Source organism: Stakelama sediminis (assembly GCF_014199335.1).
Classification (GTDB): domain Bacteria; phylum Pseudomonadota; class Alphaproteobacteria; order Sphingomonadales; family Sphingomonadaceae; genus Sphingomonas; species Sphingomonas sediminis.
In genome coordinates, this window is the sequence record NZ_JACIJI010000004.1 from 115787 (window position 1) to 136334 (window position 20548).

The window sequence follows — 20548 nt, forward strand, 5'->3', positions numbered from 1 at the left end:
AGGAGCGATCCTCCGGCCTTTCTTTTTATTGGATCGTTCGATCAGTCTTTGATCGGAACCATCGCCTCATCGCCTTCGATATCGTCGACAACCTCAACGATGCCGCGGCCCAGATGGCTGCGATGATAGCTATAGCCGAAATAGACGAGCAAGCCGATAATGCCCCAGCCGGGCAGCACCAGAATCGCTTCGATCGGCAGGTTGACATACAGGAAGATGCAGCCCGCGATCGTCAGCGGTGCGATCACCCACGCTCCCTTCAGGAAGAAGCTGCGCTTGCGCTGAGGATCCTTGACCCGCAGCACCAGCAGCGCCACCGCGACCATCATGAACGCATAGAGCGTACCGGCATTGGCATAGTCGGCCAGAATGCCGACCGGCAGGAACGCGGCGGCGATCGCGACCACGACGCCGGTGATGGCGGTCATGATGTGCGGAGTGCGCCATTTCGGGTGAATCGTGCTCAGCTTCTTCGGCAACAGGCCATCGCGGCTCATCACGAAGAAAATGCGGGTCTGCGCAAAGATCAGCACGAGGATAACCGAAGGCAGGGCCAGGAAGGCGGCGACGCCCATGGCGTTACCGAACCAGGAGAAGCCGATTTCACGCAGCACATGGGCCAGCGCTTCCTTGGAGCAGACGAGTGCCTGCGCATGGGCGGGCATCGCACACTGGCGCGCCAGTTCTTCCGACCCGGCGGGGAAGGGGATGCCGTTCGGTCCCATGATCGGCTGGCCGCCGATGGTGCCGATCGCGCCTGCCGCCACCAGCACATAAAAGACGGTGCAGAACAACAGCGATCCGATCAGGCCGATGGGCACGTTGCGCTGCGGATTTTTCGTTTCCTCAGCAGCGGTCGATACCGCGTCGAAACCGACATAGGCGAAGAAGATCGTTGCCGCTGCGCCAACCGCGCCGAGTCCGGTGCCGATGCCGCCGAATACGCCGGCGGGCAGGAACGGGTTGAACTTTTCCGGGCTGAAATCGGGGCTGGTGAGCGTCAGGCCGACGAACACCGTCAGTGCGACGACCTTGATCGCGACGAGAATGGCGTTGACCTTCGCGCTCTCGCTGGTGCCGATCATCAGCAGCCAGGTGACGAGCAGAGCGATCACCAGTGCGGGCAGGTTGATGAAACCGCCTGCTTCGCCGCCCAGCGCCAGCGGCCCCGCGGCCAGCCAGGGTGGCAGATGGACGCCGAAAAATTCGTTCAGGAAGGTGCCGGAGAAATAGCCCGACCATCCGACCGAAACCGCGCTTGCAGCAACCGCATATTCGAGGATCAGCGCCCAGCCGACGGTCCAGGCGAGAAATTCGCCGACCGAGGCATAGCTATAGGTATAGGCGGACCCGGCGACAGGGATCATGGCCGCGATTTCCGCATAGCACAGCGCCGCGACGACGCAGACCGCGCCCGCGATCACGAATGCGAGCATCAGGCCGGGACCGGCCTTTTGCGCGCCGGCGGCGGTCAATACGAAAATGCCGGTGCCGATGATGCAACCGATGCCGAACAGCATCAGTTGGAAGGCGCCGAGTGTTCGCTTGAGCGATTTCTTCTCTGCGGTCGCTAGGATTGCGTCTAATGGCTTTACGCGCCAGTCCATATAGGAAAACCCCCGGAGATTGCGGGCGGCAGAATGCCGCAAATTTGCGATTGGCCGGAGCCTAACCGCAAATCGCGTGCGCGCAATCCCTTTATCGAGTGAGCATCGGCCCCAGCGGTTTTCCGGCAAAGATATGGACGTGCAGGTGCGGAACCTCCTGATGCGAATCCGGTCCCGTGTTGGCGAGCAGGCGATAGCCGGGTTCGACAAAGCCCGCATCGCGCGCGACCTTGCCCACCGCCCGCACGAACCCGGCGATTTCGGTGTCGGAGGCTTTCACCGAAAAATCGTCCCAGGACACGTAACGCCCCTTCGGAATCACCAGAATATGGTGCGGCGCCTGCGGGTTGATGTCGTGAAAGGCATAGGCATGATCGTCTTCATAGACTTTCTTCGACGGAATTTCGCCGCGCAGGATCTTGGCGAAGATATTGTCGTCGTCATAGGGCAGGGTGGCATCGATCGGCATGGCGTATCCCTTGGCTTTCAGGCGGATGCTTCCCCATATGCCAGTGCCGCCACGGAGAAACCAGCGGGCGGATGGCGGATCGGAGCAAATCATGACGAAACAGGATGCGCGGGAACAGGCGCGGGCGATATTGGCGTTCTGGTTCGAGGAATGCGCGCCCGAACAGCATTTCGGCAAAGACGACACGCTCGATACCGAAATTGTCCGGCGGTTTTCGGGCTTGCGCGATGCCGTGCTGTCGGAAGAAGCGGCGGGCTGGCGCGACGACCCCGAAACGCTGCTGGCTGCGGTCATCCTGCTCGACCAGTTTTCGCGCAATATCCATCGCGGCGAAGCAGAGGCCTTTGCCGCGGATCCGCTGGCGCTGGATCTGACGCAGCGTGCGATCGAGCGTGGCTGGGACAAGGCGCTGCCGCCCGACCGCCGCGCCTTTCTCTATATGCCGCTGATGCATTCGGAGCGCGCGGACATGCAGGCGCAAAGCCTGAAACGCTTTGCCGAACCGGGACTGGAACAGTCGCTGGACTTTGCCCGTCAGCATGCGTCGGTAATTACCGAATTCGGGCGTTTTCCGGGGCGTAATGCCGCGCTGGGCCGGGAATCCACGCCGGCCGAAAGCGCCTGGCTCAGCCGGTCAGCCGTTGACTGGTAAGATTGTCCTGCGGGGCGGATACCGTTTCGGCTGGTCTGCTGCGCAACAACCCTTTTTCGGCAAGCAGGCGCCGCGCGCCGATTACCGATAGCGGCTTGCCGTAGAACCAGCCCTGTGCGCGGGCGCAGCCGATTTCGCGCAGGCGGATATCGAGTGCCTCATCCTCCACACCCTCAGCCGTGACAGGAAGGTTCAGACTCTCGCCGAGCCGGGCAATGGCGGTGACGATGGCGGCGCTGTCGGGGCTTTCGTTCATCGACGTGACGAAGCTCTTGTCGATCTTGATCCGGTCGAAGGGCAGCGCACGCAGATGGGCAAGTGAGCTGTAACCGGTGCCGAAATCGTCCAGCGCGACCGTCGTACCCTGATTTTTCAGATTGCCGATAATGGACTGCGCCAGTTCGAGATTTTCGAACAGCGCGCTTTCGGTGATTTCGATTTCCAGTCGCCGGGCCGGAAAACCGGTTTCGGTCAGCAGCTTGATGATTTTCTGTGCGAGCCAGGCATCGCGCAATTGCCAGGGCGAAATATTGACCGCCAGCCGCAGCGAATCGTCCCAGTCGCGCGCCACCGTGAACGCCTGCCGCATCAGCGACAGCGACAGGTCGGCAATCAGGCCGGTTTCCTCGGCAATCGGAATAAAGACTTCGGGCAGGATCAGCCCACGCGTGGGGTGGTCCCAGCGTGCCAGCACCTCGAACCCCTCCAGCCTGCCGCTCTCCAGATCGACCTGCTGTTCGAAATAGGGCACGATCTCGCCGCGCGGGATGGCGCTGCGAAGACCGTTTTCCAGATCGTTGCGCGCCTTCAGTTCGCGTTCCATCGAATGGTCGAACCAGGTGAAGCGATTGCGACCCGCCTTCTTTGCCGCATACATGGCAATGTCGGCGCAGCGCATCAGCGCTTCGATATTGCTGCAATCGCGATCCGAGCGCGCAATCCCGAGCGAACAGGAAATATGGCAGCGCACTGTATCGGCTTCAAAGGCCTGTGCCATGCGCGCGATCAGGCGTTCGGCAATTCGCTCGATCGTATCGGGATGGTCGGCATCGAACAGCAGGGCGCAGGCAAACTCGTCGCCGCCCAGCCGTGCGGTCAGCGCGCCGCCGGGCATGATCTGTGTAATCTCCACCGCGACGGTACGCAGCAGCGCGTCGCCGACGGCGTGGCCGTGCATGTCGTTGACGGTCTTGAAATGATCCAGGTCGAGTAGCATCAGCGCCATCGACTTGTCGCGTTTGCGCGCCTGCGCGAGCAGCGCAGCTCCTTCTTCGGAAAGGCTGCGGCGGTTGAGGAAGCCGGTCAGCGGGTCGCGTGCGGCAAGCTGCTGCGCGCGGGCTTCGGCGGCGGTGTGGATTTCGATGCGGCGGGCAAGATGGCCGTGACGGCGCCAGCCGAACAGGATCAGCGCGATATTGAGCATGAGGGCGATCATGATCGTCTGATCGACCGCTGCGCCGCCGCGGAAATAGTGATTGATCGTCGCGGACAGCACGGAACTGCCAGTGCCGACGAACAGCAGGATGGCGGCAACGCTGACGGCGCCGCTCAGTAACTGGCTCGATGCATCCGGAACCGCGTCGTCCTGCAACGCCGTCCGATTTCCATCCCTCATCATGGTCGTGGTCCCCACATTACCCGCATTGAGGCATTTCGCACGATATCGGTATAGAAGGGGTTAAACCGCTGCATCTTGCCTTTGACCGGCATTGCGGCTATGGCGCAGCGCAACGTTAGCGAATGCAAACGAAAACATGCCGTCCCACGGGACGACGCCGGCCGACGAGGTTTCGTCCGCCGGCGTGTTTTGCGTTTGCAGGGATGCTACGGATTGGAGTGCAGATGTTCGATAGCTTGAGCGACAGATTAGGCGGCGTATTCGACCGGCTTCGCGGGCGCGGGGCACTGACCGAGGCGGACGTGCGCACGGCGATGCGCGAAGTGCGCGTGGCGCTGCTCGAAGCCGATGTCGCGCTGCCCGTCGCCCGCCAGTTCGTCGAAAAGGTGACGGAACAGGCGGTCGGGCAGAACGTCCTGCGTTCGGTCACGCCGGGGCAGCAGGTCGTCAAGATCGTCAACGACGCCCTGATCGACATGCTCGGCCCCGATACTGCCGAGCTGGAAATCGACGTCACGCCGCCCGCTGTCATCATGCTGGTCGGGTTGCAGGGGTCGGGTAAGACGACCACCACCGCCAAGCTCGCCAAGCGGTTGTCGAAGACCGACGGCAAGAAGGTGCTGATGGCGTCGCTGGACGTCAATCGCCCTGCTGCACAGGAGCAGTTGGCGGTACTCGGCACGCAGGCGGAGGTGGCGACGCTTCCCATCGTCGAGGGGCAGCAGCCGGTCGATATCGCGCGGCGCGCGATGCAGTCGGCGAAGCTGCAGGGCCATGACGTACTGATGCTGGACACCGCGGGCCGCCTGCATGTCGATCAGGCGCTGATGGACGAGATGAAGGCGATTGCCGACGTCGCGAACCCGGCGGAAATCCTGCTCGTCGTCGACTCGCTGACGGGGCAGGACGCGGTCAACGTTGCGTCGAGTTTCTCCGAACAGGTGCCGCTGACCGGCGTGATCCTGACGCGGATGGACGGCGATGCGCGCGGCGGTGCGGCGCTGTCGATGCGGGCCGTCACCGGCAAGCCGATCAAGTTTGCGGGCATGGGCGAAAAGCTCGATGCCATCGAGCCGTTTCACCCGAAGCGCGTCGCGGGCCGCATCCTGGGCATGGGCGACGTCGTCAGCCTGGTCGAAAAGGCGGCTGCCGCGATCGAGCAGGAAGATGCCGAGCGCATGGCGACCCGGCTCGCCAAAGGCCAGTTCGACATGAACGACCTGCGCGCCCAGTTGCAGCAGATGCGCAAAATGGGCGGTCTTGGCGGCATCGCGGGCATGATTCCGGGTCTGAAGAAAGCGCAGGCGGCAATGGCGTCGGGCGCGGTCGATGAACGGCTGCTGCTGCGCATGGATGCGATGATTACGTCGATGACGCCCAAGGAGCGCGAAAAGCCCGCGCTGCTCAACGCCAAGCGCAAGATCCGCGTGGCCAAGGGTTCCGGCACAACGGTGCAGGACGTCAATCGCCTGCTGAAAATGCATCTGGAAATGCAGAAGGCGATGAAGAAGCTCAAGAAAATGGGCGGTATCAAAGGCATGATGGCAATGCTCGGCAAGGGCGGTCCCGGCGGCGGCATGGGCGGTCTGGGCAATGCGCTGGGCGGTCAGCAGGTCGGTGAGGCGATGGGGCAGATGGACAATCTGCCCGGTCTGGGCGGCCCCGGTGGCGGGATGCCGAAGCTGCCCCCCGGTTTCGAGAATATGTTGAACAAGAAGAAGTGACGGTTGGCCCTGTCCGTCATGCCAGCAAAGGCTGGCATCGCTGGCGGCGGGTGAATGGATAGAGATCCCGGCTTGCGCTGGGGTGACGTTTAAGAAGGAAGATTGATACTATGGCACTCAGCATGCGTTTGTCGCGGGGCGGCTCCAAGAAGCGTCCTTATTACCGGATCGTCGTGGCCGATGGTCGCAGCCCGCGCGATGGTCGCTTCATCGAAAAGATCGGCAGCTACAACCCGCTGCTCGCCAAGGATGACGAAAAGCGCGTTCAGCTCGACGGCGACCGTGCGAAGCACTGGCTGAGCGTCGGTGCGCAGCCGACCGATCGCGTCGCCCGCTTCCTCGATGCCGCTGGCATCCGTGAGCGTGCAGCGCGCAACAACCCGAACAAGGCAGAACCGGGCGAAAAGGCCAAAGAACGCGCTGAAGAGCGTGCAGAAAAGCTGAAGGCGCAGCAGGAAGCCGAAGCCGAAGCGGTCATGGCCGCCGAGGTTGAGGCTGCGACCGAAGAGCCGACCGCCGAAGCCGAGCAGGTTGCCGAGGCGACCGCCGAGGAAACCCCTGCGACCGAGGAAAAGGCCGAGGGCTGATCCCTTGACCACGGACAAACCCGTCACGCTGGCCGTCATCACCGGCGCGCATGGTGTGACGGGGGAAGTCCGGCTGAAGGTCTTTGCCGACGATCTGCGCAGTCATCGCGCGTTTAACGACGGTGCGTTGACGCTCAAATCGGTACGTGACGGCAGCAACGGCGCGATTGCGCGCTTTGCCGAAGTCACCGATCGCACGGCGGCTGAAAAACTGCGCGGCACCGAACTGACGGTGCCGCGTTCGGCACTTCCGCCGCTGGAGGCGGGCGAATATTATCATGTCGACCTGCTCGACCTGCCGGTGGAAACGCCGGACGGGGCGGTGGTCGGTATGGTCGTCGCGGTCGATAATTTCGGCGCGGGCGACGTGATCGAGATCGAACGCCCCGACGGCAAACGTTTCATGGTGCCGATGACGGCGGATGCCGTGCCCGAATGGGATGAAACGCGGCTGGTGCTTGTTGCGGACTTTATTACCTAGTATATACGAGATGTATATACGAAAGGCATGGCATGGGCGAAGAGCGGCACACACGAACCTTCAAATCGGGAAATTCGGTCGCGGTACGACTGCCTAAGGCCTTAGGTATCGCGGCGGGCGTAGAGGTGACGGTGCGCGAGGAGCATGGCCGCTACATCGTGGAACCGGTGGCTGGAACGGACAAGCGGATCAATCTGACAGGTGTAGCAGGGTCGATGCCCTGGTTGAAACCACTGACACCGGAACAGCGGATCATGGAACCGCGGGAACTCGATTGGGAAGGAAAATCGCTCAAAGGTGACTGAGCCACGCTTCCTGCTCGACACGAATATCTGCATCTACATTCTGGCGGATGCGGAAAGTCCGGCCACGCGTCGGCTGGAGGAGTGCGTTCCCGGAACGGCGGTCATTTCGTCGATTGCCTGCGCTGAATTATATCGCGGTCTGCGCAAAGATGATGAGGCAGCGATGCTGGAAGCATTTTTCGCAATTGTGCCGGTTCTGGACTTCGGTCGTGCGGAAGCGCTTGCCTATCGCCGCATTCCGTTTCAGCGCGGGCGGTTCGATCGGTTGATCGCTGCGCATGCACTGGCGCTGGGACTGACGCTGGTGACGAATAACGAGCGCGACTTCGATGATGTGCCGAGGCTGAAGGTAGAGAACTGGACACAATGACCTTCGCCGCCACCGTCCTCACTTTGTACCCGGAGATGTTTCCGGGGCCGCTGGGCATATCGCTGGCGGGCAGGGCGCTGGCCGAGGGGCGCTGGTCGCTCGATACCGTGCAGATTCGCGATTTTGCGATCGACAGGCATCGCAGCGTCGACGACACTCCCGCCGGTGGCGGCGCGGGCATGGTGTTGAAGCCGGATGTGCTGGCAGCGGCGGTGGACAGCGTTTCCGGCGACGTTCCCGTCCTTGCCATGACGCCGCGGGGTAAGCCGCTGACCCAGGCACGGGTGCGTGAACTGGCGGCGGGGCCGGGTGTGGCAGTGCTGTGCGGCCGGTTCGAAGGCTTTGACGAGCGGATTTTCGAAGGCCGTGCCATCGAACCCGTTTCGATCGGCGATTATGTGCTGTCGGGCGGAGAAATCGGCGCGTTCGTGCTACTTGACGCTTGCATTCGCCTGCTTCCCGGCGTAATGGGCGCGGCTTCAAGCGGAGAGGATGAGAGCTTCGAAACGGGGCTGCTCGAATATCCGCAATATACCCGGCCTGTTACATGGGAAGGGCGCACGATCCCTGAAGTGCTGCGATCGGGGGATCATGCGAAAATCGACGCCTGGCGAAAAGCACGGGCGGAAGAAGATACACGGCTAAGGCGGCCGGACTTGTGGGAACGCTATGGTGGCGATCCGGTCCTGTCGCCCTCTGGTGCGCGGCAAAAGATTGAGGAATAGGTCAATGAACCTCATCCAGACGCTCGAAGCAGAGCAGATCGCCAAGTTTAACGAGGCGAAGCAGATTCCCGAATTCCGTCCCGGCGACACGCTGCGCGTCGGCGTGAAGGTCGTCGAAGGCGAACGCACCCGCGTCCAGAATTTCGAAGGCGTGTGCATCGCGCGTGCGAACAAGGGCATGGGATCGTCGTTCACCGTGCGCAAGATTTCGTTTGGCGAAGGTGTGGAACGCGTCTTCCCGCTCTATTCGCCCAACGTCGATTCGATCACCGTGGTACGCAGGGGCGTCGTTCGTCGCGCCAAGCTTTATTATCTGCGTGGTCGTACCGGTAAGTCGGCACGTATCGCCGAGCGCCGCGACACCCGTCCGGCAAAGGAAACCGCTGCTGCTGAATAAGCGCGCGTTTTTTGAGATTGAGGGCGTGGGAAGGATGCTTCCTGCGCCCTTTTTCGTTGCGCGTCGTGTCGCGCGGGCTTGCCGCCACGCCTGACGGCTGCTTAACCTTGGCCGATGGATGAGGGGCACGGGGAAAGCGATACGCTGACGCTGGAGATTGACGGCTGGGAAGGGCCGCTCGATCTGTTGCTGGCGCTTGCCCGGACGCAAAAGGTCGACCTCAAACAGATTTCGATCCTCGAACTGGTCGAGCAATATCTTTCCTATATCGAAGGCGCGCATGCGCTGAAGCTGGAGCTTGCGGCCGATTATCTCGTCATGGCGGCGTGGCTGGCCTATCTGAAATCGGCACTGCTGCTGCCGCGCGATCCGGAAGTCGAGCCAAGCCCCGAAGAATTGGCACTGCGCCTGCAACTGCGGCTTGAGCGGCTGAATGCGATGCGGGAGGCGGGGGCGCGGCTGATGGCGCGGGACCGGCTGGGCCGCGATGTGTTTCCGCGCGGCGCGCCGGAGGGGTTGCGGACGGTGCGCGAGGTGCAGTGGCAGGCGGAAATCTATGACCTGATCGCCGCCTATGGCCGGGTCAGTGCGCGGACGCGGCCGGTGATGCATGTCGTGCGCCAGCGCCCGGTGATGACGCTGGAAACCGCAATTGCACGGGTGTCCGCGATGCTGGGCGAACAAATCGACTGGGCGACCATCGAGACGTTTCTGCCCGATGGAGCCGATCCGGGCTATCGCAAGTCGGCGCTGGCATCGAGCTTTCTGGCGGCGCTGGAACTGGCGCGGCAGGGCAAGGTCGAGTTGCGCCAGAAAACGGCCTTTGCGCCGCTCTACCTGAAGGGCAGGGCATGACACCGGCGGATGAAGTCACGCGTGCGGTGGAGGCGGTGCTGTTCGCCGCCGACGCGCCGCTGACCGTCGGGGAAATTCGCGCCCATGTCGGCGAGTGCGATGTCCGCGCGGCGCTCGACCGGCTAATAGAGGACTATGCCGGACGCGGCATCGCGCTGGTCCGGCGCGGGGAGCGCTGGCATTTCGAGACGGCGGGCGACCTTGCTCATTTCCTGCGCCGCGAACGTGAAGAGCCCCGCAAGCTGAGTCGAGCGGCGACCGAGACGCTGGCGATCATCGCCTATCACGAGCCGGTTACGCGTGCCGAAATCGAATCGATCCGCGGAGTGCAGATTTCGAAAGGGACGCTTGATGTGCTCATGGAGGCGGGCTGGATCCGTCCGGCCGGACGGCGGGAAGTGCCGGGGCGTCCGCTCACCTATGCCACAACCCCTTCGTTTCTTGCTCATTTCGGTCTGGCGAGCCGCCGTGACCTGCCGGGGCTGGAGGATTTGCGCGCGGCCGGTCTGCTCGATCCCGTTGATCTGGCGATGGAGCAGGTCGTGCTAGAAAATGACGATGAAGAGGACTAGATAGGGGGTGTTTCTAGGAGATTCGGTATGAGTCCGGGTATTTGGCAAGTTATCATTATCGCCGTCGTCGCAGTGCTGTTGCTGGGTGGCGGTCGCTTTTCCAACATGATGGGCGACGTTGCGCAGGGCATCAAGAACTTCAAAAAGGGCATGTCCGACGAGGAAGAGCAGAAGCGTGAACCGTCGCGGATCGAAAACCGGCCGACGTCCGAGGCACGCTTTGATCGTGAGAGTGAACGCACGCGCGAAGAGCGCTGATCCGCTGACCGCGCATCACGGCGCGTTCCAAGGCAGGGCAATGCATGTTTGATATCGGATCGCCCGAACTGCTGGTCGTGGCGATAGTGGCTTTGCTGATTATCGGTCCCAAGGACCTGCCAAAGGCGATGCGCGTGGTCGGCTATTGGGTGGGACGTGCCCGTTCCGTCACCCGCCAGTTCCGCGCCGGTTTCGATGAGATGGTGCGGGAGGCCGAACTGGCCGAGATGGAAAAGAAATGGGCGCAGGAAAATGAGCGCATCATGCGCGAACATCCGTCGCCGTCCCTGCCTGCACCCGATCATGATACGGACGAAGATGCCAGGCCGCAGGCGCAGGAGGGGCCGGATGCCGACAAGGGGCCGGACCTGGTTACCCAGCCCGTAATCCGGGATGCCGATGCGCCGACGTCGGAAAATGGCAACGGGGGTACAGACGTCGAGCGCTCGCCATCTTCGACGCCGGAACGCGACAAGCCCGGTTCTACCGAATGAGCGATGACAACGAAATTGACGACAGCAAGGCACCGCTGCTCGAGCATCTGATCGAATTGCGTCGGCGGTTGCTGTTTTCCGTGCTGACGGTCGTGGCGGCATTCATCATCTGCTATTTCTTTGCGGAAGAGATTTTTGCGTTTCTGGTGCAGCCGCTGGTCCATGCCGGGCAGAAGCGGATTATCTTCACCCAGATTTTCGAAGCTTTTTTCGTGCGAGTTAAGGTGGCGTTCTTCGCCGGGCTGATGGTGTCGTTCCCGATCATCGCCAACCAGTTGTGGAAGTTCGTCGCGCCGGGGTTGTATCGCAAGGAAAAGCGCGCGCTGCTGCCGTTTCTGTTCGCGACGCCGATCCTGTTCCTGCTGGGCGCGGCAATGGCCTATTTCGTCGCCGTCCCGCTCTCCTTGAAGTTCCTGCTCAGCTATCAGGGCAATATGGGGGGGATCGAGCAGGATGCATTGCCTTCGGTGGGCAATTATCTCAGCTTCGTGATGCAGTTCCTGTTCGCTTTCGGACTGGCGTTCCTGCTGCCCATATTCATGATGCTGGTGGAACGCGCCGGCCTTGTGACGCGCGCTCAGTTCGTGTCGGCACGGCGCTATGCGATTGTCGGAATCTTCGCGGTGTCAGCCATTCTGACGCCGCCGGATATCGGCTCCCAATTCCTGCTCGCGGTGCCACTGATCCTGCTTTACGAACTCGGCATGATCGGCATCTGGTTCACGGAAAAGAAACGCCGGGAAGCAAGCGACGCCTCTGCCGCATAAAAACGGGCCGAGACGCGATAGCGTCTGGCCCGCTTTCCGTGTGAAATTCTGTTTGTGGTTACTTTGCTGAATCGGCGGTGTTCGCCACGGTGTCGCCAGCCGAGGAAACATCCTTGCCCATACCTTCGACAGTATTGCACGCGGCAACCAACAACGTTCCGGCAATCATCGCTGCAGCCATAATTTTTCGCATAATATCCTCCGCCGATCCTTATTCGGTAAAAACTAAATGCATGGGCGGCCATCCCGTTCCCTGAACTTGCGGCGGGCATTTTGAACTAGACGGAAAGATTTAGGCCCGAAAGCGTCACCGGGGGGGAGGGGTTGACGCTTCCGGGCCCATGTCGTGGATAGCGAGAGCGGGGGGGCAAAAGGTCACTATCCGATCTTCAGAACGTCACTCAACGGCAGTGGTTCCAAATAATTTGAAGTTTTTTCTTCAGGCGAGACCTTTGACGGCAATCGGTATTTCGTAACTGCCTACAAGCGGGTCGCGATGGAGTTTTGCCCGCAACTGTCGGGCGAGGCCGGTCAATACGCGGCCATAGCGCGTTGCCTCCATTTCATCAAAGACGGGGCCGGGGGTCAGCGCACCGGAACTGACGCGCAACATCGCCTGCTTGTCATGGTCGCCGGGTTTCAGGGAAATATTGACGATTGCCGCCGGATTGCACTGCATGGCCAGTTCGACCAGCTCGGTAAGCAGGAATGCGACTGCGACGGCCGTGTCCTGCGACACCAGATAGGGGTCGAGATCGAGCATGATGCCGAGCTTGGATGCTTCTGTCGGGGCGGTGGCACGCAGGTTGGAGGCCAGTTCGCCGATGACGGATCGTAGCTCCAGCCCGCGATGATCCTCCATCTCCGCATAATGATAGCGATGGACGACCGCCAGTGCGTCCACGCGCCGCTGGATCGTTGCATAGGCTTGGGTCACCTGACCGTTTTTTGCGCTGCGGGCATGAAAATTGATCAGGCTGGCGATCACCTGCAGGTTGTTCTTCACGCGATGATGGACCTCGCGGGTCAATCGCGTTTGCCGTACCAGACCCTCCGCAAGGTCGGATTCATGCGCCTGCACTGTACGGGTAAGATCCTGAAAGCTGAGGCTCAGCTCGCGAATTTCCTTTGCGGGGAGCGCGCCCAGCGGCAGTTCGATGACCTCGCCCGGCCGATAGGCGCTGACCGTTCGGCCCAGCTTTCGCAGGGGGCGGATCAGCAGCCGGTCGACGACGAACCAGGCAATGCCCGCCGCAGCCGCCCACATCAGTAACGGCAGCAGCATGGATACCAGCATCGGCGATGTAATCGGTGCCGAGCGTACCGCCATATTCAGCTTCACGCCGTCAAAGCCCAGCGGCAGGGCAAGTTGCTCGCGCCGATCGAGCGGTCCGCGCTGCGTGAGGGTGGCCAGATGTAACTGACTATGATCATATTCGATCATCGCGGCATACGGAGGCATGAACCCGGAAGGACGGGCAACGCGCGCCAGAAAATCGGTGGGGAAAAAGGCGAGCGCATAGGCGCCGGGACGCGTGCCGCGGACGGAGAGCAGCAGGCCCTTTCCATCGATAATGGAAACGCCAAATCGCTGATTCTGGTGTCGGACGGGCATTGGATAGGGAATTGCGTTTCCGCACAGTAATTTGCCGCCGACACCATGAACGGCAAACTGGGTTCCGGCGGCATATTGCTGAGCAAACACGCCCTGAACGCGTGCGCAACCGGGACGATTATCGGGATCGTCTTCCAGCGTATCGAGCGCTACGCGCAGAGCCGTCATATCGCCCACCAGTTCGTTGGCGAGCGATCGCGCGCCTTCGGATGCCGCAACACGCAGGCGCGCGCGCGATTCGACATCGACGATACGCGTAGTCTGAAGCGTTGCGAAAAGAGCGATCAGCGCCAGCGGCAACAGTGCGGCGGAAATGATCAGGAAGACTTTTGTACCGGTGTGCAACCGCGCCAGCCTACTATCCCGGAACGACGTCCCGGTTCGCGGTGTTTCCGATTCGGCCATGTCGGCGGACTAGCCGAGTTTCTTCAGCAGATCGAGCATTTCATCCGGCACGTCTTCAGCAACCGCCTCGCGATATACGGCACGCAGGGCGTCGCCGACATTACGATCCTTTTTCGCAGAGTTGTCGCCGTCAACCGTTGGCTTTGTCTCGTTTCGATCGTTGTCCGATCGCACTGTATTCCCCTTACCCATCGGTATCGTCACCGAATATTCATGCCCAGACACATCAGGTTCGGGCGGCTCTCGTGGCGCTGTATCCCAATCCTGTAGAGAGAATGAAACAAAAAAGCGCCTCGATGGTTCCATGCATGGTGCAAAAAGAGGGGAGGGCATTCTTCCATCGGCGCCAACAGCTATTTAGATGCATCTGGATCGGCCGTATGATGCGTTCCCGATCCACGGAGGAGACACAATAACTCATGTCGTTAGGACAGCAGCTCGCACCCCATCTCCCTTTTCTTCGGCGCTATGGGCGCGCTCTCACCGGTAGTCAGTCGGAAGGCGATCGCTATGTCCGCGCCGCGCTGGAGGCGATCGTGGCTGCGCCGGAAGAATTCCCGAAAAACGTCGATCCCCGGCTGGGGCTTTATCGGATGTTCCAGGGGATCTGGAGTTCGACCCATCCCGATGAATGGGAAAAGCGTGAGGCTGAAAGTGCTGAGGATGGCGAGGCGATTGCCCGCGCGCGGCTGGCGCGGCTGGCGCCGACATCGCGACAGGCGCTGCTGCTGACCGCGATGGAAGGTTTTACGATTGAGGATACGGCGTATCTGATCGATGAATCGCCGGACACGGTCGAGCGGCTGGTGGAAGAAGCGCTGGGCGAAATCGAAAAGCAGACGCGTGCGCGCGTCCTCATTATCGAGGACGAGCCGATTATCGCGATGGATATCGAAACGATCGTGCGTGACCTGGGTCATGACGTGACCGGTGTGGCGGTAACGCGTGATGAAGCCGTGGCGCTGGCGATGGAGGATCGTCCCGGTCTGGTGCTCGCCGATATTCAGCTTGCCGACGACAGTTCGGGCATCGATGCGGTGAAGGATATTCTGGCCCAGTTCAACGTGCCGGTTATTTTCATCACCGCTTTCCCCGAACGTCTGCTGACCGGCGAACGGCCGGAACCGACGTTCCTGATCACCAAGCCGTTCCAGCGTTCGACAGTGAAGGCGGCGATCAGCCAGGCCCTGTTCTTTGACGAATCGACGGTTCCGGCGGGGTAGGCGACGGGTCCGGATTTCGATACGGACCCAAAACGGATCTGGATCGTTACACCTGTATGGCAGAGGACGACAAAGAACCGATCCATCTGAAAACCGACGATGCGCGTGCGGGGGCAACCCCGCACATGACCCGCAATATCCTTGCGATATCGCTGGTCCTCGTCGTGATCGCATATTTTTTCATCGTTTTTGTTTTCTGAACCTGCATCTATGGCAAATTCGCCGGGGGTGTCCTATGTGATGCCGTGGCGCAGTGTGCATGGCAGGCCGGATTTGTATATTTTTTGAACGGGATGGCATGAAGAACGCGGAGCAACAGGGGGATGCTGGCCAGTCCGGTGAGGACAGGGACCGGGAACATGTCGCGTTGCCGGATTCGGAGTTCAAACAACAACTGGCGCAGGTCATTCCGCATCTGCGCGCTTTCGGCCGTTCGTTGTCGGGCAGCCGTGATCTTGCCGACGATCTGGTTCAGGAAACGCTGTTAAAGGCTTGGGCGGCGCGTAAGCGGTTTCAGGCGGGCACCAATATGCGCGCATGGACGTTCATCATCTTGCGCAACCTCTATCTTTCCCAGATGCGGCGTGCGCGCTTCCGTGGAGAGTGGGACGATCTGGTTGCCGATCGCATTCTGGCGGCCCCTGCCAGTCAGGACCGGCATATCGAATTGTCGGATATGCAGCGTGCACTGCTGCACCTGCCCCAGCCGCAACGCGAAGCACTGATTCTCGTGGGCGCGGGTGGTTTTGCCTATGAGGAGGCCGCCGAAATTTGCGGCGTTGCCGTTGGCACGATTAAAAGTCGCGTGGCGCGCGGGCGGGTGGCGCTCGATAATATACTGTCTGACGGACAACTTGCCCCAAGGAGCGAGAGCCCCTCCGACGAAAAGAGTGCACTGGATTCAATCATGGGCGAAGTCGACGACCTGAGCCGCGACAGGTAAAAAACGTTCAGGACAGTTTAGTATGTCCCGACGCAGCGTCGAGTCTGGCAAGGCAGTCCATCATGTCGTTTGGTAGCCCCTTGTCCCGGCGATAGGCATCTCTCAACGCGCTGCCCAGCCCGTCATAGACCCGTGGAGTTTCCACCGATACGGGGCTGCCGGGGGCGTGGTCGCCATGAGAAGATGACATCTTTGTCATGCAGTATAGAACGGTCCAGAACCGAATTTGTTGCCTGCGCATTTTGATGAATAGTGAGCGCGTTGTGAATTTCGGAAATAAAGAGGCACCATGCACGACCTTGAAACGGCACTGGATCGCGCCCGAAAACACGCGCCGTTTCTAGCCAATCTGATCGTACGGGAAGCGCCGCTGATCGAGCGGCTGGACGATGCGCTTGTCGATCCGCTGGAGGCGTGCCGTCCACCGGAAGCGTTGGAATCACCGGTTCTTCAGTTGCGGATCGAGCGTCGTCGCCTTGCGCTGCTGGTCGCGCTCGGCGATCTGTCGGGGCGCTATCCGTTCGAACGCGTCGTCACGACACTCAGCGATTTTGCCGACCGCGCACTGGATATCGCGATCCGTACGGCGATACTGGAACGGGTGCCGGATGCCGAGCCGCGCGGCTTCACCGCCATTGCGCTGGGCAAGCAAGGCAGTCGCGAACTCAATTACTCTTCCGACATCGATCCCATCCTGCTGTACGATCCGGATACCCTGCCGCACCGCGAAGGCGAAGCTGTCGAGGATTCGGCGCGACGGATCGCGCAGCGTGTCGTCCAGATTTTGCAGACCCGCGACGGCGAAGGCTATGTCCTGCGCGTCGATTTGCGGCTGCGTCCTTCGCCGGAAGCGACACCGCCCGCACTGCCCGTTTCGGCCGCCATTTCCTATTATGAATCGCAGGCGCTGCCCTGGGAACGCGCTGCCTTTATTCGCGCTCGCGCGGCTGCCGGTGACCTGAGGCTGGGCGAAGAGTTTCTGACGGCCATTCGTCCCTTTGTCTGGCGTCGGTCGCTCGATTTCGGGACCATCGGAGAAATTCGCTCGATCACCCGGCGCATTCGCGATCACCATAGCGAAGGGCAGAGGTTCGGGCCGGGCTATGACCTGAAACGCGGGCGCGGCGGCATTCGCGAGATTGAATTTTTCGCGCAGGTGCATCAGTTGATCCACGGCGGGCGCGAGCCGGATTTGCGGGTGCCTGCAACTCTGGATGCACTGGCGGCGCTGGCCGATGCGCAGTGGATCGATCGCGATGATGCCAAAAGCCTTGCAGACATTTATCGCCTGTTGCGGACCATCGAGCACCGCACCCAGATGGTCGATGACCGTCAGACGCATATCTTGCCGGAAAAATCCGAAGCACTCGACAATGTCGCGCAACTTCATGGACTGGAGGACGGCAAGGCGTTGCTGGACCTTCTGGCGCCGCGGGTCGAGCGGGTAGGGACGATTTACGACGCGCTCGACCCCGAAGGCGGCGCTGCGCTGCCGCAGGATGCCGACCGGCTGACCGAAAAGCTGACCGATGCGGCCTTTGCCGAGCCCGATCAGGCGGTGCGGCTGATCGAAAAGTGGCGCGCGCAACGCTATCCCGCGCTGCGCAGTGCCGCCGCCCAGTCGGCACTGGAGGCGGCGCTACCGGGGCTGGTGAAGGCGTTCGGCCAGTCCGCCGACCCACAGGCCGCATTGCGGCGTCTCGACACGCTGCTGGCGCGGCTGCCCAGTGCGATCAACTTCTTTCGTCTGCTCGAAGCGCAGCCCGGTCTGGCGGACCTGCTGAGTGCCATTTTGTGCCATGCGCCGACGCTTGCCGATGTGCTCGGGCGCCGGGTCGAGTTGCTCGACGGGCTGATCGACGCAACCGCGCTGAAGCCGATGCCCGGCATTCCCGCGCTGATTGCGGAAATGAGAGAAGGAGAGGCAGGCGACGATTATCAGGCTGTGCTGGACCGGGTGCGCAAGCTGGTCGGTGAGAAGCGGTTCGCGCTTGGTGCGCAGATCATTGCGGCGGCCAGCGACCCGCTGATTGTCGCGGCCGGATATGCCCGTGTGGCGGAGGCCGCGATTCAGGTGATCGCGGATGCCACCATTGCCGAATTTGCGCGTGCGCACGGCAGGGTGCCGGACAGCGAACTGGTGGTTCTGGCGCTGGGCAGGATGGGCGGCGGAGTCCTGACCCATGCCTCCGACCTTGACCTGATCTTCCTGTTTACCGGCGATCATATGGCCGAGTCCGATGGCAAAAAGCCACTTGGTGCAGTGCTTTATTATAATCGGCTGGCACAACGTATCAGCGGCGCTTTGTCGGTCGCGACGGCGGCGGGGCCGCTCTATCCGGTCGATACCCGGCTGCGTCCTTCGGGGGCACAGGGGCCGCTTGCGGTGTCGCTGGAGGGGTTTCGCAAATATCAGCAGGAAAGCGCCTGGACGTGGGAGCATATGGCGTTGACACGTGCGCGGCCGGTGTTCGGGTCCGATGCCGCGCGTGAGGCGATCCGGGCAATCGTCGATGCGGTGCTGGCGGGAGCACGTCCGGATCGCGACATCGCGGCGGATGCGGTGACGATGCGCGATGAGATGCGGGCCCATAAACCGGCTGTTGGGCCGCTGGATGCAAAGCTGCTCGACGGCGGGCTGGTCGATCTGGAATTTGCGGTGCATGTACAGCAATTGCGGTATCGCACCGGCTTTGATCCCAATCTGGGCAAGGCGATCGAACTGCTCACCGCAGCCGATCTGTTGCCTTCCACGCTATGTGAGGCATATGCCTTTCTTACCCGGATGCTGGTGACATTGCGGCTGGTCGCACCCGATGCGCAGCCGCCGGCAGAGGCCAGTCGCGGGCTGGTTGCCGCCGCGCTGAACCAGCCGGACTGGGATGCAGTGCTTGCGTCTTTCGATGCCACCCGGCAGGAGGTCAGCCGATGCTGGAACGCGGTCCGGCAAGCAGAAGAGGAGTAGCGATCATGGCAATCGCCGAAGGGGATGCGATCCCCGATATCGAGGTCGAACTGCCTGACGGTTCGAAAGCGAACCTGACCGGATATGCGGGCAAGCCTTTCGTGCTCTATTTTTACCCCAAGGATGATACGTCGGGATGCACGCGCGAGGCGCAGGAGTTCAGTGCGGCGCTCGACCAGTTTACGAAAGCAGGCGCGCAAGTGCTTGGGATTTCGAAAGACTCCCCTGCCAAACATCAGAAGTTCATCGCCAAGCACGACCTCACCGTGCCGCTTGCGACCGATGCCGAGGGCGCGGTGATGGAGGCGTTCGGCGTGTGGGTCGAAAAGTCGATGTACGGGCGCAAATATATGGGCGTCGAGCGGTCGACATTTCTGTTCGGCGCGGACGGCAAACTGATCCGGAGCTGGCGCAAGGTGCGCGTGCCGGGGCATGTTGAGACCGTGCTGGAGGCGGTGAAGGCGTTGTGACCGAAGCGCCAAGCGTCGCGGTGGCGATCCGCGACGTGCTGCTGACCGCCGAGCCATTCGAAAAGGTGATGGCAGCGCGCAAGACGGTGCGCGCGTGGCGGCAGGGGCGCCTTGCCTGGCGGTTCGATGTGCCGATGCCCGATCGCCCGGCATGGCCCGACCGCCCCGAATTGCTGCCGCCGAACCGGATGCCCAAGCGCGGGCGGGCGGGGTCGGAACGTGCCAGAATAGCGTTGCTGCACGCACTCGCGCATATCGAGTTCGTCGCCATCGATCTGGCGTTCGACATGGCGGGGCGATTTGGCGGAGAATATCCCCGCGCGTTCGTCGATGACTGGCTATCCGTGGCGGGGGATGAGGCAATGCATTTCGCGCTGCTCGACCGGCGGCTGCGGGCGCTGGGAAGCGGCTATGGCGCGCTGCCTGCCCATGCGGGATTATGGGAGGCAGCGGAGGCAACCGCGCACGATGCGCTGGCCCGGCTTGCGGTAGTGCCGATGGTGCTGGAGGCGCGCGGACTGGATGTAACTCCGGCCACGGTCGCGCGCGTACTGGATGCTGGAGACCACGCCACGGCAGCTATTTTGAATCGTATTTATACGGACGAGATTCGCCATGTCGGAATCGGTACGCGCTGGTTCGAATCCGGTTGCAGCATCGCTTGCCAAGTGCCGCAGCCCCATTGGCAATACCTCGTCAGTACGTATTTCCGCGGAAAATTGAAGCCACCCTTCAACGACTCAGCCCGTCAGACTGCCGGTTTAACGCGCGAATACTATCAGGCGCTTGCCCAATAGGGATTCGGTCAACACAAAGGGGGTTCATTCAATGGCGCGGGGGGCGCGTCCATTTTCGTTCGGAAAGCAGCTGCACGAACACGACGGCTGCGAACAAAAAATTGGTCGCTGAGGTATAATGAGCAGCAACGCAATTTCGACACTTAACGCATCGGGGCTTTCCGGGTTCCGTTCTTTTTTCAAAACTCGTGATTTTATCTTTCATGACGGTCGCGATCTTCGGCGGTTCAGCATCAGCGGAGGGGCGCA

General features: G+C 61.5%; 25 protein-coding genes. 18 read left to right on the forward strand and 7 right to left on the reverse strand.

What is annotated here, in order from left to right:
• Positions 1 to 41: 41 nt before the first annotated feature.
• Positions 42 to 1607 carry an amino acid permease gene (locus FHR23_RS11575; RefSeq protein ID WP_184004122.1) on the reverse strand — a complete coding sequence of 522 codons (1566 nt, stop codon included), beginning with the start codon at positions 1605 to 1607 and terminating at the stop codon, positions 42 to 44.
• A gap of 91 nt (positions 1608 to 1698) precedes the next feature.
• Entirely contained in the window at positions 1699 to 2076 is a 378-nt protein-coding gene (locus FHR23_RS11580; RefSeq protein WP_184004124.1) for a histidine triad nucleotide-binding protein, read from the reverse strand.
• Positions 2077 to 2167: 91 nt separating this feature from the next.
• Here FHR23_RS11580 and FHR23_RS11585 point away from each other — a divergent pair, with 91 nt between their 5' ends.
• A complete protein-coding gene (locus FHR23_RS11585) occupies positions 2168 to 2728 on the forward strand; it encodes a DUF924 family protein (protein ID WP_184004126.1) in 561 nt (186 codons plus the stop codon).
• Here FHR23_RS11585 and FHR23_RS11590 read toward each other — a convergent pair.
• Positions 2703 to 4343, reverse strand: a complete 1641-nt coding sequence (locus tag FHR23_RS11590; protein WP_246359863.1) for a putative bifunctional diguanylate cyclase/phosphodiesterase — start codon at positions 4341 to 4343, stop codon at positions 2703 to 2705. The genes FHR23_RS11585 and FHR23_RS11590 overlap by 26 nt on opposite strands.
• Before the next feature lie 227 nt (positions 4344 to 4570).
• Between FHR23_RS11590 and ffh the strand changes: the two genes are divergently transcribed.
• The 12 genes from ffh to tatC all read left to right on the forward strand — a co-directional run bounded on the left by ffh (position 4571) and on the right by tatC (position 11881).
• Entirely contained in the window at positions 4571 to 6070 is a 1500-nt protein-coding gene (gene ffh, locus FHR23_RS11595; RefSeq protein WP_184004130.1) for a signal recognition particle protein, read from the forward strand.
• A gap of 110 nt (positions 6071 to 6180) precedes the next feature.
• Positions 6181 to 6657 carry a 30S ribosomal protein S16 gene (rpsP, locus tag FHR23_RS11600; RefSeq protein WP_184004132.1) on the forward strand — a complete coding sequence of 159 codons (477 nt, stop codon included), beginning with the start codon at positions 6181 to 6183 and terminating at the stop codon, positions 6655 to 6657.
• 4 nt (positions 6658 to 6661) lie between these two features.
• Positions 6662 to 7138 carry a ribosome maturation factor RimM gene (gene rimM / locus FHR23_RS11605; RefSeq protein WP_184004134.1) on the forward strand — a complete coding sequence of 159 codons (477 nt, stop codon included), beginning with the start codon at positions 6662 to 6664 and terminating at the stop codon, positions 7136 to 7138.
• Between the two features lie 32 nt (positions 7139 to 7170).
• The gene (locus tag FHR23_RS11610; protein WP_184004136.1) at positions 7171 to 7443 is read left to right on the forward strand and encodes an AbrB/MazE/SpoVT family DNA-binding domain-containing protein; all 273 of its coding nucleotides are present in this window, start codon (positions 7171 to 7173) and stop codon (positions 7441 to 7443) included.
• Positions 7436 to 7813, forward strand: a complete 378-nt coding sequence (locus FHR23_RS11615; RefSeq protein ID WP_184004138.1) for a PIN domain-containing protein — start codon at positions 7436 to 7438, stop codon at positions 7811 to 7813. The genes FHR23_RS11610 and FHR23_RS11615 overlap by 8 nt, the downstream gene beginning before the upstream one ends.
• Positions 7810 to 8538, forward strand: a complete 729-nt coding sequence (gene trmD, locus FHR23_RS11620) for a tRNA (guanosine(37)-N1)-methyltransferase TrmD (protein WP_184004140.1) — start codon at positions 7810 to 7812, stop codon at positions 8536 to 8538. Before FHR23_RS11615 ends, trmD begins: the two co-directional genes overlap by 4 nt.
• Positions 8539 to 8542: 4 nt before the next feature.
• Positions 8543 to 8935 carry a 50S ribosomal protein L19 gene (gene rplS / locus FHR23_RS11625; RefSeq protein WP_184004142.1) on the forward strand — a complete coding sequence of 131 codons (393 nt, stop codon included), beginning with the start codon at positions 8543 to 8545 and terminating at the stop codon, positions 8933 to 8935.
• Between the two features lie 114 nt (positions 8936 to 9049).
• Positions 9050 to 9790, forward strand: a complete 741-nt coding sequence (locus FHR23_RS11630) for a segregation and condensation protein A (protein ID WP_184004144.1) — start codon at positions 9050 to 9052, stop codon at positions 9788 to 9790.
• On the forward strand, positions 9787 to 10362 hold the full coding sequence (gene scpB / locus FHR23_RS11635; RefSeq protein WP_184004146.1) for an SMC-Scp complex subunit ScpB: 576 nt from the start codon (positions 9787 to 9789) through the stop codon (positions 10360 to 10362). The genes FHR23_RS11630 and scpB overlap by 4 nt, the downstream gene beginning before the upstream one ends.
• A gap of 27 nt (positions 10363 to 10389) precedes the next feature.
• Positions 10390 to 10620: a twin-arginine translocase TatA/TatE family subunit gene (locus tag FHR23_RS11640; RefSeq protein ID WP_184004148.1), complete on the forward strand. Its 231-nt coding sequence runs from the start codon at positions 10390 to 10392 to the stop codon at positions 10618 to 10620.
• 44 nt (positions 10621 to 10664) lie between these two features.
• Complete coding sequence (tatB, locus tag FHR23_RS16610) at positions 10665 to 11114, forward strand: Sec-independent protein translocase protein TatB (protein ID WP_246359851.1); 450 nt, start codon at positions 10665 to 10667, stop codon at positions 11112 to 11114.
• Complete coding sequence (tatC, locus tag FHR23_RS11650) at positions 11111 to 11881, forward strand: twin-arginine translocase subunit TatC (protein ID WP_184004150.1); 771 nt, start codon at positions 11111 to 11113, stop codon at positions 11879 to 11881. Before tatB ends, tatC begins: the two co-directional genes overlap by 4 nt.
• A gap of 58 nt (positions 11882 to 11939) precedes the next feature.
• Here the strand turns inward: tatC and FHR23_RS11655 are convergent, their stop codons facing one another.
• From FHR23_RS11655 to FHR23_RS11665, 3 genes are all read right to left on the reverse strand, one after another.
• Positions 11940 to 12074 carry an entericidin A/B family lipoprotein gene (locus FHR23_RS11655; RefSeq protein WP_184004152.1) on the reverse strand — a complete coding sequence of 45 codons (135 nt, stop codon included), beginning with the start codon at positions 12072 to 12074 and terminating at the stop codon, positions 11940 to 11942.
• A 246-nt stretch (positions 12075 to 12320) separates the two neighbouring features.
• A complete protein-coding gene (locus FHR23_RS11660) occupies positions 12321 to 13841 on the reverse strand; it encodes a sensor histidine kinase (protein WP_343043122.1) in 1521 nt (506 codons plus the stop codon).
• 69 nt (positions 13842 to 13910) lie between these two features.
• The gene (locus FHR23_RS11665; RefSeq protein ID WP_343043123.1) at positions 13911 to 14075 is read right to left on the reverse strand and encodes a NepR family anti-sigma factor; all 165 of its coding nucleotides are present in this window, start codon (positions 14073 to 14075) and stop codon (positions 13911 to 13913) included.
• A 245-nt stretch (positions 14076 to 14320) separates the two neighbouring features.
• On the opposite strand from FHR23_RS11665, the gene FHR23_RS11670 reads away from it, so the two are divergent.
• Together FHR23_RS11670 and FHR23_RS11675 are read left to right on the forward strand one after the other, a co-directional pair.
• Positions 14321 to 15124, forward strand: a complete 804-nt coding sequence (locus FHR23_RS11670; RefSeq protein ID WP_184004156.1) for a response regulator — start codon at positions 14321 to 14323, stop codon at positions 15122 to 15124.
• Positions 15125 to 15422: 298 nt separating this feature from the next.
• A complete protein-coding gene (locus FHR23_RS11675; RefSeq protein WP_184004158.1) occupies positions 15423 to 16067 on the forward strand; it encodes a sigma-70 family RNA polymerase sigma factor in 645 nt (214 codons plus the stop codon).
• A 7-nt stretch (positions 16068 to 16074) separates the two neighbouring features.
• Here the strand turns inward: FHR23_RS11675 and FHR23_RS11680 are convergent, their stop codons facing one another.
• On the reverse strand, positions 16075 to 16257 hold the full coding sequence (locus FHR23_RS11680; protein WP_184004160.1) for a hypothetical protein: 183 nt from the start codon (positions 16255 to 16257) through the stop codon (positions 16075 to 16077).
• Between the two features lie 99 nt (positions 16258 to 16356).
• On the opposite strand from FHR23_RS11680, the gene FHR23_RS11685 reads away from it, so the two are divergent.
• The 3 genes from FHR23_RS11685 to FHR23_RS11695 are packed head-to-tail and all read left to right on the forward strand — an operon-like array spanning position 16357 to position 20299.
• Positions 16357 to 19032: a bifunctional [glutamine synthetase] adenylyltransferase/[glutamine synthetase]-adenylyl-L-tyrosine phosphorylase gene (locus tag FHR23_RS11685; RefSeq protein ID WP_184004162.1), complete on the forward strand. Its 2676-nt coding sequence runs from the start codon at positions 16357 to 16359 to the stop codon at positions 19030 to 19032.
• 5 nt (positions 19033 to 19037) lie between these two features.
• Positions 19038 to 19502, forward strand: coding sequence for a peroxiredoxin (locus FHR23_RS11690; RefSeq protein WP_184004164.1), 465 nt, complete (start codon positions 19038 to 19040; stop codon positions 19500 to 19502).
• Positions 19499 to 20299 carry a DUF455 family protein gene (locus FHR23_RS11695; protein ID WP_184004166.1) on the forward strand — a complete coding sequence of 267 codons (801 nt, stop codon included), beginning with the start codon at positions 19499 to 19501 and terminating at the stop codon, positions 20297 to 20299. Before FHR23_RS11690 ends, FHR23_RS11695 begins: the two co-directional genes overlap by 4 nt.
• Positions 20300 to 20548: the final 249 nt, after the last annotated feature.

Bases quoted from the DNA above. Each gene is read 5' to 3' on its own strand.
- FHR23_RS11575 (WP_184004122.1), bottom strand. From the start codon at position 1,607: ATGGACTGGCGCGTAAAGCCATTAGACGCAATCCTAGCGACCGCAGAG.
- FHR23_RS11580 (WP_184004124.1), bottom strand. From the start codon at position 2,076: ATGCCGATCGATGCCACCCTGCCCTATGACGACGACAATATCTTCGCC.
- FHR23_RS11585 (WP_184004126.1), top strand. From the start codon at position 2,168: ATGACGAAACAGGATGCGCGGGAACAGGCGCGGGCGATATTGGCGTTC.
- FHR23_RS11590 (WP_246359863.1), bottom strand. From the start codon at position 4,343: ATGAGGGATGGAAATCGGACGGCGTTGCAGGACGACGCGGTTCCGGAT.
- ffh (WP_184004130.1), top strand. From the start codon at position 4,571: ATGTTCGATAGCTTGAGCGACAGATTAGGCGGCGTATTCGACCGGCTT.
- rpsP (WP_184004132.1), top strand. From the start codon at position 6,181: ATGGCACTCAGCATGCGTTTGTCGCGGGGCGGCTCCAAGAAGCGTCCT.
- FHR23_RS11610 (WP_184004136.1), top strand. From the start codon at position 7,171: ATGGGCGAAGAGCGGCACACACGAACCTTCAAATCGGGAAATTCGGTC.
- trmD (WP_184004140.1), top strand. From the start codon at position 7,810: ATGACCTTCGCCGCCACCGTCCTCACTTTGTACCCGGAGATGTTTCCG.
- rplS (WP_184004142.1), top strand. From the start codon at position 8,543: ATGAACCTCATCCAGACGCTCGAAGCAGAGCAGATCGCCAAGTTTAAC.
- FHR23_RS11630 (WP_184004144.1), top strand. From the start codon at position 9,050: ATGGATGAGGGGCACGGGGAAAGCGATACGCTGACGCTGGAGATTGAC.
- scpB (WP_184004146.1), top strand. From the start codon at position 9,787: ATGACACCGGCGGATGAAGTCACGCGTGCGGTGGAGGCGGTGCTGTTC.
- FHR23_RS11640 (WP_184004148.1), top strand. From the start codon at position 10,390: ATGAGTCCGGGTATTTGGCAAGTTATCATTATCGCCGTCGTCGCAGTG.
- tatB (WP_246359851.1), top strand. From the start codon at position 10,665: ATGTTTGATATCGGATCGCCCGAACTGCTGGTCGTGGCGATAGTGGCT.
- tatC (WP_184004150.1), top strand. From the start codon at position 11,111: ATGAGCGATGACAACGAAATTGACGACAGCAAGGCACCGCTGCTCGAG.
- FHR23_RS11655 (WP_184004152.1), bottom strand. From the start codon at position 12,074: ATGCGAAAAATTATGGCTGCAGCGATGATTGCCGGAACGTTGTTGGTT.
- FHR23_RS11670 (WP_184004156.1), top strand. From the start codon at position 14,321: ATGTCGTTAGGACAGCAGCTCGCACCCCATCTCCCTTTTCTTCGGCGC.
- FHR23_RS11675 (WP_184004158.1), top strand. From the start codon at position 15,423: ATGAAGAACGCGGAGCAACAGGGGGATGCTGGCCAGTCCGGTGAGGAC.
- FHR23_RS11680 (WP_184004160.1), bottom strand. From the start codon at position 16,257: ATGTCATCTTCTCATGGCGACCACGCCCCCGGCAGCCCCGTATCGGTG.
- FHR23_RS11685 (WP_184004162.1), top strand. From the start codon at position 16,357: ATGCACGACCTTGAAACGGCACTGGATCGCGCCCGAAAACACGCGCCG.
- FHR23_RS11690 (WP_184004164.1), top strand. From the start codon at position 19,038: ATGGCAATCGCCGAAGGGGATGCGATCCCCGATATCGAGGTCGAACTG.